Source organism: Pseudomonas sp. MEJ086 (assembly GCF_030209025.1).
GTDB classification, from domain to species: domain Bacteria; phylum Pseudomonadota; class Gammaproteobacteria; order Pseudomonadales; family Pseudomonadaceae; genus Aquipseudomonas; species Aquipseudomonas fulva_A.
Genome location: NZ_JARVSV010000024.1, coordinates 64,170 through 78,168, shown reverse-complemented (window position 1 = coordinate 78,168; position 13,999 = coordinate 64,170). Strand labels below are relative to the sequence as shown.

At 63.2% G+C, this 13,999-nt stretch carries 13 protein-coding genes; 8 read left to right on the top strand and 5 right to left on the bottom strand.

Annotated features, from left to right (window positions below; all coding sequences use genetic code 11):
- Nucleotides 1–45: 45 nt before the first annotated feature.
- Together garD and QRN22_RS15480 are read left to right on the top strand one after the other, a co-directional pair.
- A complete protein-coding gene (garD, locus tag QRN22_RS15485; protein ID WP_042555376.1) occupies nucleotides 46–1,602 on the top strand; it encodes a galactarate dehydratase in 1,557 nt (518 codons plus the stop codon).
- A 92-nt stretch (nucleotides 1,603–1,694) separates the two neighbouring features.
- Nucleotides 1,695–2,627: a 2-hydroxyacid dehydrogenase gene (locus tag QRN22_RS15480; RefSeq protein ID WP_042555377.1), complete on the top strand. Its 933-nt coding sequence runs from the start codon at nucleotides 1,695–1,697 to the stop codon at nucleotides 2,625–2,627.
- Nucleotides 2,628–2,868: 241 nt separating this feature from the next.
- On the opposite strand, the gene QRN22_RS15475 is transcribed toward QRN22_RS15480, so the two are convergent.
- Together QRN22_RS15475 and QRN22_RS15470 are read right to left on the bottom strand one after the other, a co-directional pair.
- A complete protein-coding gene (locus tag QRN22_RS15475) occupies nucleotides 2,869–3,546 on the bottom strand; it encodes a GntR family transcriptional regulator (protein WP_042555378.1) in 678 nt (225 codons plus the stop codon).
- 48 nt (nucleotides 3,547–3,594) lie between these two features.
- A complete protein-coding gene (locus QRN22_RS15470) occupies nucleotides 3,595–4,329 on the bottom strand; it encodes an SDR family NAD(P)-dependent oxidoreductase (protein WP_042555379.1) in 735 nt (244 codons plus the stop codon).
- Between the two features lie 436 nt (nucleotides 4,330–4,765).
- Between QRN22_RS15470 and QRN22_RS15465 the strand changes: the two genes are divergently transcribed.
- From QRN22_RS15465 to QRN22_RS15455, 3 genes are all read left to right on the top strand, one after another.
- Nucleotides 4,766–5,797, top strand: a complete 1,032-nt coding sequence (locus QRN22_RS15465) for an ABC transporter substrate-binding protein (RefSeq protein WP_042555380.1) — start codon at nucleotides 4,766–4,768, stop codon at nucleotides 5,795–5,797.
- A 71-nt stretch (nucleotides 5,798–5,868) separates the two neighbouring features.
- Entirely contained in the window at nucleotides 5,869–6,936 is a 1,068-nt protein-coding gene (locus tag QRN22_RS15460; RefSeq protein WP_082045852.1) for a phosphotransferase, read from the top strand.
- Nucleotides 6,933–8,252: an aspartate aminotransferase family protein gene (locus tag QRN22_RS15455; RefSeq protein ID WP_042555382.1), complete on the top strand. Its 1,320-nt coding sequence runs from the start codon at nucleotides 6,933–6,935 to the stop codon at nucleotides 8,250–8,252. The genes QRN22_RS15460 and QRN22_RS15455 overlap by 4 nt, the downstream gene beginning before the upstream one ends.
- Here QRN22_RS15455 and QRN22_RS15450 read toward each other — a convergent pair.
- Nucleotides 8,249–8,791: an RNA 2'-phosphotransferase gene (locus tag QRN22_RS15450; protein WP_042555383.1), complete on the bottom strand. Its 543-nt coding sequence runs from the start codon at nucleotides 8,789–8,791 to the stop codon at nucleotides 8,249–8,251. The genes QRN22_RS15455 and QRN22_RS15450 overlap by 4 nt on opposite strands.
- Before the next feature lie 156 nt (nucleotides 8,792–8,947).
- A complete protein-coding gene (locus QRN22_RS15445; protein ID WP_042555384.1) occupies nucleotides 8,948–9,511 on the bottom strand; it encodes a tetratricopeptide repeat protein in 564 nt (187 codons plus the stop codon).
- A 209-nt stretch (nucleotides 9,512–9,720) separates the two neighbouring features.
- Here QRN22_RS15445 and QRN22_RS15440 point away from each other — a divergent pair, with 209 nt between their 5' ends.
- The 3 genes from QRN22_RS15440 to QRN22_RS15430 are packed head-to-tail and all read left to right on the top strand — an operon-like array spanning nucleotide 9,721 to nucleotide 12,940.
- Nucleotides 9,721–11,010, top strand: a complete 1,290-nt coding sequence (locus QRN22_RS15440; RefSeq protein WP_042555385.1) for an NAD(P)/FAD-dependent oxidoreductase — start codon at nucleotides 9,721–9,723, stop codon at nucleotides 11,008–11,010.
- Nucleotides 11,011–11,021: 11 nt separating this feature from the next.
- Nucleotides 11,022–11,579 carry a helix-turn-helix domain-containing protein gene (locus tag QRN22_RS15435; RefSeq protein WP_082045850.1) on the top strand — a complete coding sequence of 186 codons (558 nt, stop codon included), beginning with the start codon at nucleotides 11,022–11,024 and terminating at the stop codon, nucleotides 11,577–11,579.
- A gap of 20 nt (nucleotides 11,580–11,599) precedes the next feature.
- Entirely contained in the window at nucleotides 11,600–12,940 is a 1,341-nt protein-coding gene (locus tag QRN22_RS15430) for a glutamine synthetase family protein (protein ID WP_042555386.1), read from the top strand.
- An 85-nt stretch (nucleotides 12,941–13,025) separates the two neighbouring features.
- On the opposite strand, the gene QRN22_RS15425 is transcribed toward QRN22_RS15430, so the two are convergent.
- Entirely contained in the window at nucleotides 13,026–13,637 is a 612-nt protein-coding gene (locus tag QRN22_RS15425) for a Yip1 family protein (protein ID WP_156152762.1), read from the bottom strand.
- Nucleotides 13,638–13,999 lie beyond the last annotated feature (362 nt).

Here is a 13,999-nt window from a genome sequence, read left to right as displayed (position 1 = left end):
GGCGAAGCCATGAACGTGTCTTACAACAAGAAAAGGATTAGCCCCATGGATCTCATTCAACATCTGGACTCCCCGCGTTACATCCGCCTGCACGCCGACGACAACGTCGGCGTAGTGGTCAATGAACAGGGGGTGGCGGCCGGTGGCCGTTTCGCCGATGGCCTGGAGGCGCTGGAGGGCATTCCGCAGAGCCACAAGGTGTCGCTGGTGGCGATTCCCGAAGGTGGCAACGTGGTGCGTTATGGTGAGGTGATCGGCTATGCCCTGAACCCCATCGCCGCTGGCACCTGGGTGACCGAGGCGGTGCTGCGCATGCCCGAGCCGCCGGTGCTGGACAACCTGCCCAAGGCGACGATCAAGGCCCCGGTGCCCGCGCCGCTGGAAGGCTACACATTCGAAGGCTTCCGCAACCCGGACGGCACCGTCGGCACGCGCAACATCCTCGGCGTGACCACCACCGTGCAGTGCGTGGTCGGCGTGCTCGACCATTGCGTCGACCGCGTGCGCAAGGAAATCCTTCCCAAATACCCCAACGTCGACGATGTGGTGGCGCTGTCGCACAGCTATGGCTGTGGCGTGGCGATCAACGCGCCGGACGCCGTGGTGCCCATTCGCACCCTCTACAACATCAGCCGCAATCCCAACCTCGGTGGCCAGGCGCTGGTGATCAGCCTGGGCTGCGAAAAGCTGCAGGCCAACCAGTTGATGGATGGCGACCAGCTCACCAACGGCATGCAAGAGGAGGAGTGGCTGTTCCGTCTGCAGGACTCCAGCACCGGCTTCGTCGGCATGGTCGAAGAAATCATGGCGATGATCGAGACGCGCCTGAAGGTGCTCGATCAGCGTCGCCGGGAAACCGTACCGGCCTCCGAGCTGGTGGTCGGCATGCAGTGCGGCGGCAGTGACGCGTTCTCCGGCATCACCGCCAACCCGGCCCTTGGTGTGGCCTCGGACCTGCTGGTGCGCGCTGGCGCCACCGTGATGTTTTCGGAAAACACCGAAGTGCGTGACGGCATCCATCTGCTCACCCCGCGGGCCGCGACCACCGAAATCGCCGATGCGCTGATTCATGAGATGGACTGGTACGACCGTTATCTGGAACGCGGCATGGCCGATCGCAGCGCCAACACCACGCCAGGCAACAAGAAGGGCGGCCTCAACAACATCGTCGAAAAGGCCATGGGCTCCATTGCCAAGTCCGGCACCAGCCCGATTGCCGGGGTCGTCTCCCCGGGTGAGCGAATTCGCGGCAAGGGCCTGTACTTCTGTGCCACCCCGGCCAGTGATTTCATCTGCGGCACGCTGCAACTGGCGGCCGGTATGAACCTGCACATCTTCACCACCGGGCGCGGTACGCCTTACGGCCTGTCGATGGTGCCGGTGATCAAGGTGGCGACACGCACGCAATTGGCGGAGCGCTGGCCGGATCTGATCGACGTCGATGCCGGGCAGATCACTTCGGGGCGCATGACCCTCGATGAAATGGGCTGGCACATTTTCCAGCTCTACCTGGATGTCGCCAGCGGCAAGCAGCAGACCTGGGCGGAGAAGCATCGCCTGCACAACGACCTCGTTCTCTTCAACCCCGCTCCAGTGACCTGACCGATTACCGGACAGAGATGCCTGCCTCGGTGCTTCCCTGAGCGTCGTGGCAGGTATCATCGGTTCTTTGATCGCCATTACAGGAGAGCTGCATGAGTCGCCCCAACGTGCTTCAGGTCGGTCGCTTCCCGAATCGTTTCAACGAGCGCCTGCAGCGCGACTACTCGCTGACCCGCCTCTGGGAACAGCCCAAGGATTATCTCGCCGAGCACGGTGCCGATATCGACATCGTGGTCACTTCGGCCCGTTACGGTTGCTCGGCCGAGCAACTGGCGCAGATGCCCAACCTGCGGGCCATCTGCAGTTTCGGCGTCGGGTACGATTCGATTGCCGTCGATGAGGCGAAAGCGCGGGGCATTCCGATCAGCACCACGCCGGATGTGCTCAACGAATGCGTCGCCGACACCGCCATCGGCCTGCTCATCGACACCGCACGGCAGTTTTCCGCTTCCGATCAGCATGTGCGTCAGGGCAAATGGCTCAAGGGCCAGTACCCGCTGACCCGCAAGGTCAGTGGCAAGAAGCTGGGTATCGTCGGCTTCGGGCGGATCGGCAAGGACATCGCCAAGCGTGCTGCCGGTTTCGACATGGACATCCGCTACCACAATCGCCGTCCCGATCCGACCACCGACTATGGCTACGAGGCCGATCTCAAGGCCTTGGCAGGTTGGGCGGACTTTCTGGTGCTGGCCTGTCCGGGTGGGGCGTCGACCCATCACCTGATCGATGCCGCGGTGCTCGAGGCGCTTGGCCCGCAAGGTATCGTCGTGAACATCGCCCGCGGCAGCGTCATCGATGAGCAGGCGCTGGTCTCTGCGTTGCAGGCAGGGACCTTGGGCGGTGCAGGATTGGACGTGTTCGAAGATGAGCCGCGGGTGCCCGAAGCCTTGTTCGAGATGCCCAACGTGGTGCTGTTACCCCACGTCGGCAGTGCCACCGAGGAAACCCGGCTGGCCATGGAGAACCTGGTGTTCGATAATCTCGATGCCTTTATAGAGCGTGGTGAGCTGGTCACCGCGCTCTGACCGAATAGGCGGGTCGCCTCGGCGGCCTCGCTTATACGCGCCGGGCCACAAGCCTGACCGCGGTTCTTACCCTTGAGTGTCACCCGGTGCGCCACAAGCGCACCGGTTCTTGGCGCTCGCTGGCGATCTTGTCAGTGCTTCGCCTGTGGAACTGGCCTTCGTGCGCATGGTGCGCTCCCACCGTCTAGGCCAAGGGCAGGTATCCCTGGGGCCATTGCCGCCACAGTTGGTAACGCTGTGCTCAGACCAGCGTGGTCTCACGCCTGGCAATGAACTCCATCATCTTCTGATTGCCATCGAGAATGTCGGTGCAGATCGCCTGACGCGCCGCCGCGCCGTCGCCTTTTTGCAATGCACGCAGCACTTCCCAATGATGCTCGATGGCCATGCGCTCGTTGAAGTCGCCATAGGCCAGGGCGATCAGTGGGCCGGTGCGCATCCACAGGCTATCGAGCACATCGCGCAGCAGCGGCATGCCGGCAATATCTGCCAAGGCAAAATGAAAAGCCTGATTGAGCTTCAGCGCGGCGACCAGTTCACCGCTGTGCACGGCTTGCAGATTGTCGCGAACATTGCCTTCCAGCATCTGCAACTGCTCGGCCGTCACCTTGCCGGCTGCGGTTTCCGCCGCCAGGCCTTCCAGCGCCAGACGGATACTGCGGATCTCGGCGTACTGTTCCTGGCTCAGTACCGGCACGCGGATATCTCGCGGCGTTCTGAGGACCAGGGCCTTCTCCTTGGCCAGTTGCAGAATGGCGTCGCGCACCGGGGTGACGCTGGTCCCCAGCTGTTCGGCCAGATCGCGTATGCGCAGACGGTCATCAGGCCGGAAGCGGCCGGTGATCAGTGCCTCGCGCAGCAGTGCATAAACGCCACTGCCGAGGTAGGCGTGGCTGAGGCCTTCGATGGGGTACTTCATGGCGTTCTCTTGTGCAGCGGGTCGCAGGCGGATTCTACTCCGGCCGCCTCACACGTGCTGCCCGCCATTGACGTGAATCTCCGCACCGTTCACGTAACCTGCGCCCGAGGTGCACAGAAAATGTACCAGCGACGCCACTTCTTCGGGTTTGCCCAGGCGGTGCATGGGAATGTCGCGCTCGACGATCAGTTCGGTACCCGAGGAAAGAATCGAGGTGTCGATCTCCCCCGGCGCGATGGCATTGACCCGCACGCCGTGGCAGCCGAATTCATGAGCCATCTCGCGGGTCAGGGCGGAAAGGGCGGCTTTGGAGGCCGCGTAGGCCGACCCGGCGAAAGGGTGCACCCGTGAACCGGCGATGGAGGTGACGTTGATGATGCTGCCCTTGGCTGCCTTCAGCTCTTCGAACAGGCCGCGGGCGAGCAGGGCGGTGGAGAACAGGTTGACGTTGAACACCTGGATCCAGGTCGCGTAGTCGCTGGCCAGCACACCGAGGCGCTGGCCTTCTTCGCCCTTGGGCGATACGCCGGCATTGTTGACCAGCGCATCCAGGCGCCCGCCGAGCTTTTCGCGGATCAGCGGCAGGCTTTCTTCAAGGTGCTCGATGTCTTCCAGATCCAGATGGATATGGTTGAGCTTGCCTTCCGCCCACGGGCATTCAGCCACCCAGTCATGCCGCGAGGCGGTGAATACTCGCCAACCGGCCGCGTTGAAATGCTTCACCGTGGCATGGCCGATGCCACGGCTGGCGCCGGTCAGCAGCAGCGTTTTCTGATCGCTCATGGCGTATCTCCCGGAATAGAAGGCGTGTTCAGGCACTACTGCCTGGATGGATCATGGCTCAATTAAAAATATGATGCATCATATTTTTTGTGGTGCTTTAATGGCTCTGCCGTGCCAGCCAACAACAATAATCAGATGGCCTGATGAATCCTGTCAGCCCTACAGCGCTAGGCTCCCGCTCCATCCCGGGTGCTTAGGGTCTGTTGTCATTTCAGCACTGCCGCGCCGGAGCCCGTTTTGCCGCGAGGCAAGGCACGAGCCGCGAAGTTTGGCTGGCCAAATGAGCCGGCGAGAAACGCAGTATTGCGGTAACGCGGCTTGTGCTGAAACGGCAACAGACCCTAGTGGTTCTTGTCGGTAAAGCATCGGTGTTTCTTCCTTGAAGCTGCCCTTACCTAACCAGTGCCAAGTGAGGCCCTGCCAGGAGCACCCCTCAATGTTCAAGAAAACCGCATTACTGATCGCCATCACCTGCAGCGCCGCGACCGTGCAAGCGGCTGAAAAGCTTGCCGTGGTTTCCTTCGGCGGTGACAACAAGGTGGTACAGGAAAAAGCCTTCTACAAACCTTTCGAAGCGCGCGAGAACGTGCGCATCGAGGCGTCCGAGTACAACGGTGAGATGGCCAAGATCAAGGTCATGGCCGATACCGGTCAGGTCACCTGGGATGTCGTAGAAGTGGAGACCCCGGAATTGATCCGTGGTTGCAGTGAAGGGCTGTTCGAGCCGCTGGACTGGGCGAGCATCGGCAAGCGTGAAGACTTCATCCCGGAAGCGGTAAGCGAATGCGGCGCCGGTATCTTCATCTGGTCGACGGTGCTGACCTACGACAGCAGCAAGCTCAAGGGCACGCCGGCCGGCTGGGCGGATTTCTGGGACGTGAAGACATTCCCTGGCAAGCGTGGCCTGCGTCGTGGCGCCAAGTTCACCCTCGAATTCGCCTTGCTCGCCGACGGCGTGGCGCAGGCGGATCTCTACAAGGTGCTGGGGACCGACGAAGGCGTCGAGCGGGCGTTCCGCAAGCTCGATCAGATCAAGTCGAACATCCAGTGGTGGGAAGCCGGTGCACAGCCGCTGCAATGGCTGGCCGCGGGGGACGTGGTGATGACCTCGGCGTACAACGGTCGGGTCACCACGGCGCAGAGGGAAGGCCGTGATTTCGTCATGCAATGGAACGGCAGCCTCTATGATCTGGACCACTGGGCGATCGTCAAGGGCAGCAAGAACAAGGCGCTGGCCGAGACATTCATCGCCATGGCCAGCACCCCGGAACTGCAGAAGGTCTACGCCGAGGGGATTCCCTACGGCCCGACCAATACCCATACCATCGAGCTGATCGATCCGGCGATCCAGGGCAGCCTGCCGACGGCACCGCAGAACCTGAAGAATGCACGGGCCATGGATATCGAGTTCTGGATCGACCATGGCGAGGATCTGGAGCAGCGCTTCAACGCCTGGGCCAGCAAGTAAACGCGCGCCGCCCGGCCGCCTAGACGCAGCCGGGCAGCGCCAGTAACCAGTCAATTGCGGAGTGTATGGATGTGTCGCTGAATACCCTGGTTGTGCATGACCCCTTGTTGCAGGCGCAACCGGCCCGGGTCGGCCCGGTACGGGCCGGCGCCATCGCCAGCGAGTGCTTTGGCGTATCGGGCGCCGTTCGGCCGTTGGCCGGCGAGCGCGACCTGAATTTCCAGCTGTCCTGTGCGGACGGCTCATCCTACCTGCTGAAAATTTCCCATCCCCTGGAGAACCCTCAGGTGGTGGACTTCCAGAATCAGGCCTTGCTGCATATCCAGCGGGCCGATCCAGAACTCCCCGTGCAGCGCGTGTACGCCGCGCGCGACGGGCGTTATCTGGCCAGGGTCGAGGTAGAGGGGCAGCAGATGCTGGTGCGTCTGTTCTCCTTCGTCGATGGCTTGCCGCTGCATCAGGTCGAGCAGCGCAGCTCCGCGCTTCGCCATAACCTGGGCGAGGCGATGGCGCGGCTCGACCGCGCGCTAGGCGACTTTCACCACCCCGCCTCCAGCCACGAGCTGCTGTGGGACATGCAGCAGGCGGCGCGGTTGCGACCATTGCTGCAGCATATAGATGACGGTGAACTGCGTGATCGGGTGACGCAGGCGCTGGATGCCTTCGAGCGCCATGCACAGCCGCGTTATCCGCAACTGCGTGCGCAGGTCATCCATAACGATCTGAACCCGCACAACGTCATCGTCGACCCCCGGCATCCGGAGCGACTGCTCAACATCCTCGACTTCGGCGATATGGTGCACGCGCCGCTGATCAATGAAGTGGGCGTGGCAGCCGCCTATCAGCTGGGCCGCGAAGGTGACGTGCTGGCGCCGGCGCTGACCTTCATCGCGGCCTACCACCGCCTCAATCCGTTGCGCGATGCCGAGCTGGACATTCTTGCCGAACTGATCGCCACGCGGCTGGTGATGACCATCAGCATCACCGCCTGGCGGGCCAGCCTGCACCCGGAAAATCGTGACTACATCCTGCGCAACGTGCGCCAGGCGAGTGCCAGTCTGCGTGGTTTGGCGGCCATCCCCAGCGATACGGCGCGGGAGCGAATTCATCAGGCCTGTCGGGGAGCGCTGCAGCCATGAGCATGATCAACGGATTCAACGCCGCCGATGCGGCGCGGTTGAGCGAAAAAGAACGAAGCCTGATCGAACGCCGGGAGCGGCTGCTTGGCCCTGCCTATCGGCTGTTCTACGAGCGCCCGCTGCACACGGTGCGCGGGGAGGGCGTATGGCTGTACGACGAAGCTGGGCGTGCCTATCTGGATGCCTACAATAACGTCGCCTCCATCGGCCACTGCCACCCGCGGGTGGTGCAGGCCATCGCCGAGCAGGCGGCACGCCTGAATACCCACACCCGCTATCTGCAGGAAGGCATTCTCGATTACGCCGAGAACCTGCTGGCGACCTTTCCCGCTGCCCTGCAGCAGGTGATGTTCACCTGCACCGGCAGCGAAGCCAACGACCTGGCCCTGCGCATCGCCCGCCACTACACCGGCGGCACCGGGGTGATCATCACCCGGTTCGCCTACCACGGCGTTACCGGCGACATTTCCGCTCTGTCACCGTCGCTGGGGGCCAGCATCCAGCTGCCCGCCCATGCACGCACCGTGCGTGCGCCGGACGCCTATCGCCTGGGCGCCGAGCAGGCGGGCAAGCGCTTCGCCGAAGACGTGCGTGCCGCCATCGCCGATCTGCGCGCCAATGGCATCAAGCCGGCAGCGCTGCTGATCGACGGCATCTTCGCCAGTGACGGTATCTTCCCCGGCCCCCAGGGCTGCATCAGCGAAGCGGTTGCCATCGCTCAGGCCGAGGGGCTGCTGTATATCGCCGACGAAGTGCAGTGCGGTTTTGCCCGTACCGGCGATTGCATGTGGGGGTTCCAGCGGCACGCGGTGCAACCGGATCTGGTCAGCCTGGGCAAGCCGATGGGCAATGGACAGCCGATTGCCGGGGTGGTGGTGCGTCCCGAGGTGCTCGAACCGTTCGGGCGCAGCATGCGCTACTTCAATACCTTCGGCGGCAACCCGGTGTCCTGCGCCGCCGGCCAGGCCGTGCTGGATGTGATTCGCGACGAAGGCCTGCTGCAACGTTCGGCGCAGGTCGGCGGTTACCTGCTCGACGAGCTCGGCAAGCTGGGTGAGCGTCACGAGTGGATCGGCGATGTGCGCGGCGCCGGGATGTTCATTGGTGTCGAGCTGGTGAGCAACCGGGCAAGCAAGGCCGCGGCAGCGGAGCAGACGCGGCGTGTGGTCAACGGCATGCGAGAGCGTGGTGTGCTAATCAGCGCGGCCGGGCCGCTGGAAAATATCCTGAAGATTCGCCCGCTGCTGGCCTTCGAGAAGCCGCATGCCGACCTGTTGGTCTCGGCGCTGGACGAGGCGTTGCAGGCGTTGGGCTAATCGAAGAACTCGACGGGCACCTTGTCCGTCAGCCACACGCCGTTATCCGCCTGGAAGAACTTGAAGCCCTGCTGGTGCATGCGCAGGGCTTCGACTTTCAGGAGCACCGGGGTGCCGTAGCGTTTGCCCACGTCCATGGCCGTCGATCTGTCCGCAGATAGATGCACGTGGTGGCGAGCCCCGGGGATCAGCCCCTCGCGTTCGATGGCGGGCAGGAAACGCGTGGCAGTACCGTGGTAGAGCCACTCGGGGGGCTGCTTCTCGGTGTGCTGAAGCTGCACGTCGGCAGTGGAGTGCCCTTGTACCGCGCGAATCCGCAATCCGTCTTCGGAAATACCGAAGCGTTTCTTGTCGCTGCCGCTGACCACGGCCCGGATCAGTTGCAGATCCAGGTCGCGGCCTTCTCGGGCTGCACCTTCTATCAACCTGTCGATGGAGGCCCAGCCTTCGCTGTCCAGCTGCAGCCCGATTGCCTGAGGCTCGTGCCTGAGCACGAAGCTGAGAAATTTACTGATGTCGTCCAGTTGTCTGTTGCTCATGTCATCCCTGCCTGTCTTGAGTTTCCATTCTGTATGCCCTGATGCCGCCGCTGTCGCCGATGGTGGCAGGTCGGCGATGATAAGCGATAAGCACGACGCGCCACGGCTATCGGTACGCAAAATCCACACGGCACGCGCTCGGCGGGCAGGTGTTGATCAGGCGCCCGGCTTGCTGTCCAGCGCCTTGCAGCTGGCTGCGTAGTTCTGTCGGCAGGCGCTCTGGAACAGGCGGCGGGCCTGGTTGGGGTCGCGTTCGACACCCTGGATACCGCGCATGTAGAGGTTGCCGAGAATGTGCTGAGCCATGGGGTTGCCGCTACTGGCGGACTGATTCAGGTACTTGAGCATGGCCTGCGGGTTGCCGAATTCCGGGTTGTCGCGTCCTGTATACAGGTAGGCGAGGCTCACGGCCGCTTCGGCATGGCCGCGATCGGCTGCCTGTTTCCACCAGTACTCGGCCTGCTTGAGATCCTTTTGCGGTTTGCCGACGAAGTAGAAGCTGCCGAGCTTGAACTGGCTGTCCAGGTCGCCGCGCTGCGCGAGGCTGTTCAGGCGTTGGAAGTCGTCGTCACCTGCCTGTTGTTCAGGCGTCACCACCGTGGCCGGATCCTGATGGGGGGGCGCCGTGGCAGCGTCTTCTTCCCGGCTGGCGCAACCGGCGATCAGCAGAATGCCGCAGGCCAGCAAGAGGGGAGTGGTCAGGTGTGAACGTCGGATCATTTCTAGGCTCCTGGGCAAGGGCGAACTGTACTCGATGGCCGCTTTCGGTCATGCAGTCGCCAGTGCTTCGATTGTTGTGGGGGCTTCGACCCGGTCGCGGCCCAACGGTTCGTTCATCCCGGGAAAAGGTGCCTTCGGTTGGAACCTGCTTGGCGATATGAAATTAATGTAGTATTTTTTCATGAAATATCTTTCGATAATTTCATTTCATGTTCAAGCAGTCCTCCCAGCATATCGGCACTTATTACGCTGGCAGCTATCCCGGCTCGATTCCGCTTCGCCCCAGCCTGGACGCCAGTCTCGATTGTGACGTGCTGATCATCGGCGCTGGTTTCAGCGGGCTGCATACCGGCCTGCGCCTGGCCCTGGCTGGCAAGCGCGTGGTGCTGCTGGAAGCCAGCCGGGTCGCCTGGGCGGCGTCCGGGCGTAACGGCGGGCAGGCCTTGCTGGGCTGGTCCTGCGATATGCCGCCGCTGGAAAGGGCGCTTGGCCCCGACGGCGCGCGGCGCCTCTGGGACAGCATGTGCTGGGCTGCCGAAGAAATGCGCGAGTTGCCTGGGCGCCATGGTTTCGAGGTCGATTACCGGCTCGGCAGCTTGTGGACTGCGGTCCAGCAGCGGCGTGTCGGTCAGTTGCGCGAGGCGCAGAGCGAAGCGCTGCACAAATGGGGCTACGGGGATCTGCGCCTGATCGAGGGCGAGGAACTGCGTGAGTGGGTCGATAGCCCGCGCTACATCGCTGCGCTGCATGACGCCCGGGGCGCCCATCTCAATCCGCTGAAATTGGCCCAGGGCCTGGCGACGGCCATCGAGCAGGCTGGGGGGCTGATCTTCGAACAGAGCCAGGTGCTCGCGTACGAAGCGTCGGCTGGCGGCTACCGTGCGCGTACCGACCAAGGTGAAGTACGGGCCGATGTGCTGGTGTTGGCCTGTAATGCCTACCTCGACGATCTGGACAGATCCCTGTCCCGGCGCATTCTGCCGGTGGGTTCCTATCAGGTGGCGACGGCGGTGCTCGAGCCACAGCTGGCGCGATCGCTGTTGCCCCATGACAGTTGCGTGATCGACAACCAATTCGTCCCCGACTATTTCCGCCTCACGCCGGACAACCGCCTGCTGTTCGGCGGTGGTTGTACCTATCTGGGTGGATTGCCCAGCGACGTGCCCGCGGCTACTCGGCCCTATCTGGAACGTGTGTTTCCGCAGCTCGCCGGTGTGGATATCGAGTTTGGCTGGGGCGGGCATATCGATGTCACCCTGAAGCGCACACCCGATGTTGGCCGCCAGGACCAGCGTTACTGGCTGCAGGGTTTTTCCGGCCACGGCGTGCTGCCGACCCTGGCCGCGGCGCGGGCGGTGAGCGATTCGATTCTCGGCGATGAACAGTTGCTGGCACTCTATCAACGCATCGGCAACCCGCGGTTTCCCGGCGGCTCGTGGCTGGCTGCGCCGCTCGAAGCGGCGGGCAAGGCCTGGTACCGGCTGCGCGACAGCATATGAAGGACAGCAGCATGGACATGCAAGAAGAAATCGAGGGGCTCGCGATCCTGATTCGCGACCTGCGCAAGCACAAGAACCTGACGTTGGGTGAGCTGGCCGCCCGTATCGGTCGCTCGGTGGGTTTTCTGTCCCAGGTCGAACGTGGCCTGTCACGGCCGACCGTGGCGGATCTGACCGCCATCAGCGAGACCCTCGGGGTGCCGACCACCTATTTCTACAGCCTTGCCAAGCCCCGGGCGTTGCCCTGGGTCACCCGGCCCGGGGAGCGTCGCACGCTTTACTACGCCGGAGGGATCACCGATGTGCTGGTGTCGCCGAGCATGTCGGCTGGCTTTGCCATGCTGGAGAGTCACCTGGCGCCTGGCGCCACCAGTGGTGACGGGCACCTGAACGACAGTTCGGAGCAGGGCGGCTTCGTGCTCGAAGGGCAGTTGAGCATCTGGCTGGACGATCAGCCCGATCCCATCACTCTGGGCCCCGACGACAGCTTCCAGTTGCCGCCCCATCGCCACTTTCGTTACGCCAACCTTACCGATCAGCCCGCACGGGTACTCTGGGTGTTCCGCTGAGCGGACACGGGATCCTCGCCATGACCACCGACAACCTGCTCGACGAAGTCCGCGCCTTTCGCGCCGCTCACCCTGACGTCCGCTACGTGGACCTGATCTGTCTGGACATTCCCGGGCACTTCTATGGCAAACGCTATCCCATCGACATGCTGGAGAAGGTCGCCGCCGGCAGCCAGCTCAAGCTGCCGCAGAACTGCGTGCTGCTCGGCGCACAGGGCGGCCTGCACGTGATCGGCGACTACTGCTTCAACGATGGCGACCCGGATGCCACGCGCCGGCTGATTCCCGGCACGCTCAAGCCGGTACGCTGGGAAAGCCAGCCCCTGGGGCAGATGCTGATCAGCTCCGATGGCACCGAATCGCCCATCGAGTTCGAGCCACGGGAGGTGCTGTCGCGGGTTCTGCAGCGGTTGGCGGCCAAGGGCATTCGTCCGGTAGTGGCTTTCGAGCTGGAGTTCTATCTGTTCGACCGTGCCCTCAAGGACGGGCTGCCCCAGTACCCGCGCGACAGCCTGTGTGGCGACGAGGACGATCAGCCCACCCTGCATATCGACCGGCTGTCGCGTTTTTCCACGGTGCTGCACGAGATCGTCGAGGCGGCCGAGGAGCAGGGCATCGATGCCAACGTGATCACTGCGGAAATTGGCCCGGGGCAGTTCGAGATCAATTTCGGTCACTGTGACGACGGCCTGCAGGCGGCGGACTGGGCAGCGCTCTTCACTCGGCTTACCCGCGGCGTGGCGCTCAAGAATGGCCATCGGGCCAGCTTCATGAGCAAACCCTATCTCGATGCTCCCGGCAGCGGCATGCACGTGCACGTCAGCCTCTATGACGCGCAGGGCAACAACTTGCTGGCCATCGATGAACAGCGGCCGTTACGTCACGCCGTGGCCGGCTGCCTGGCATGGCTGCCGCATTGCATGCCGATCTTCGCCGCCCATCACAATGCCTACCGACGCTACGGCTCGCGGGTGAATGCGGCGAGTCGCGCCAGTTGGGGGCATGAAGATCGTGACGCCTGCGTGCGTATCCCCGATTCGGATGCCCGCAACCTGCGCATCGAACACCGCCTGGCGGGTGCCGACGCCAACCCCTATCTGGTGCTGGCGGCGATTCTGGCGGCCATGGAGCATGGTCTGGAGCAGCGCATCGAGCCCATCGCTCCGTTGAACGAGAACCGCCAGAGCGGTATCGATTTCCCCATGGACATGCTTTCCGCGGTCGCAGCCATGCGCCATCACCCGGCGGTGAATGCCGGGCTGGGCGAGGAGTTCGTGATGGTCTATTGCGAGAACAAACGCCAGGATCACCTGGCGTTCATGGACAGCATCAGTGCCCGCGAGTACCGCTGGTTTCTATGACCGACCTGTAAACCAGGAGCCGCAAGTGACGAGCCTTCGCAGGCTCGCAACCTGCGGCTCCAGGCTTGGCGGGTGGGGCTGGCGGTTAGCGGAACAGCGACCAGCTTACCGCGTAGTCGTTGAAGCCCAGGCCCCAGAGCGCTACGGTCAGTGCCAGAATCAGCTCCAGTACCAGCACGCCGATCGCCAGGGTACCTCCCGAGATGGTCAGGCCCTCGTTGACCGGAATGCGCAGAAACGCCGGCATGCCTACATAAAGAAGGCGAGCGCTGTAGGCGAGGGCGATGATGCCGACCATCAGCAGCAACCAGGCTTTCGGGTACAGCAGCGCGATACCGGCGATGAACAGCGGCGTGGCCACGTAGCCGGCGAAGACGATGCAGCGGCGACGGCTCGGGCGGCTGGCGAACGAATCCGACATCCAGTGGATGACGTTACCCATGATGGCGACGCCGACCAGCATCAGGATATAGAACACGATACCCAGCGCTGCTGCCGTGGGGATCGCCACCTTGTAGGCCTCGCCACCCAGATGCCAACCGATTTGGGTGGTGCCGATGAAGGCACTGACGACGGGAATGAGTGCCATCAGTAGTACGTGATGGGCGTAAAGGCGCGTGATGCTTTCCTTTTCCCGGTCGATGTTGCGCCACTCGCGGCCCGGATTGGCCAGTAGCCCCCAAATGTGATTGATCATGACTCTTCTCCTCTGGCTCCGGCATTCCTGCCGGCATGGGATATCCGAGAGCTGATCAGCCTGGATCGTGCGGCACCCGCAATACAATTCAGCCCTCACAAGGTATGAGTGAAGTTCACCGCAATAGGTTTGACCAGAAATTTGCCCGCCGCCCTGATGAGGCATGCTTGGCCAGCCAGGCAGGGCGCCAGAGGCTACGGTTGGCGGGACGATCGGCGGGTTCCCCGGGCCGGCACACGGGTCGTAACGGCGTATGTCGGCTGTCGGCCGGAGAGGCTCGGGCGCCTGCCGCAGAGCCCCCTGATGGCGCGCTTCTGCGCCCCGGCGGGGCAGGGGAGGGCGATAACCCTGATTTTCATGTG

Coding starts and splice junctions, on each gene's coding strand:
- garD (WP_042555376.1), top strand. CDS start 46: ATGGATCTCATTCAACATCTGGACTCCCCGCGTTACATCCGCCTGCAC.
- QRN22_RS15480 (WP_042555377.1), top strand. CDS start 1,695: ATGAGTCGCCCCAACGTGCTTCAGGTCGGTCGCTTCCCGAATCGTTTC.
- QRN22_RS15475 (WP_042555378.1), bottom strand. CDS start 3,546: ATGAAGTACCCCATCGAAGGCCTCAGCCACGCCTACCTCGGCAGTGGC.
- QRN22_RS15470 (WP_042555379.1), bottom strand. CDS start 4,329: ATGAGCGATCAGAAAACGCTGCTGCTGACCGGCGCCAGCCGTGGCATC.
- QRN22_RS15465 (WP_042555380.1), top strand. CDS start 4,766: ATGTTCAAGAAAACCGCATTACTGATCGCCATCACCTGCAGCGCCGCG.
- QRN22_RS15455 (WP_042555382.1), top strand. CDS start 6,933: ATGAGCATGATCAACGGATTCAACGCCGCCGATGCGGCGCGGTTGAGC.
- QRN22_RS15450 (WP_042555383.1), bottom strand. CDS start 8,791: ATGAGCAACAGACAACTGGACGACATCAGTAAATTTCTCAGCTTCGTG.
- QRN22_RS15445 (WP_042555384.1), bottom strand. CDS start 9,511: ATGATCCGACGTTCACACCTGACCACTCCCCTCTTGCTGGCCTGCGGC.
- QRN22_RS15440 (WP_042555385.1), top strand. CDS start 9,721: ATGTTCAAGCAGTCCTCCCAGCATATCGGCACTTATTACGCTGGCAGC.
- QRN22_RS15435 (WP_082045850.1), top strand. CDS start 11,022: ATGGACATGCAAGAAGAAATCGAGGGGCTCGCGATCCTGATTCGCGAC.
- QRN22_RS15430 (WP_042555386.1), top strand. CDS start 11,600: ATGACCACCGACAACCTGCTCGACGAAGTCCGCGCCTTTCGCGCCGCT.
- QRN22_RS15425 (WP_156152762.1), bottom strand. CDS start 13,637: ATGATCAATCACATTTGGGGGCTACTGGCCAATCCGGGCCGCGAGTGG.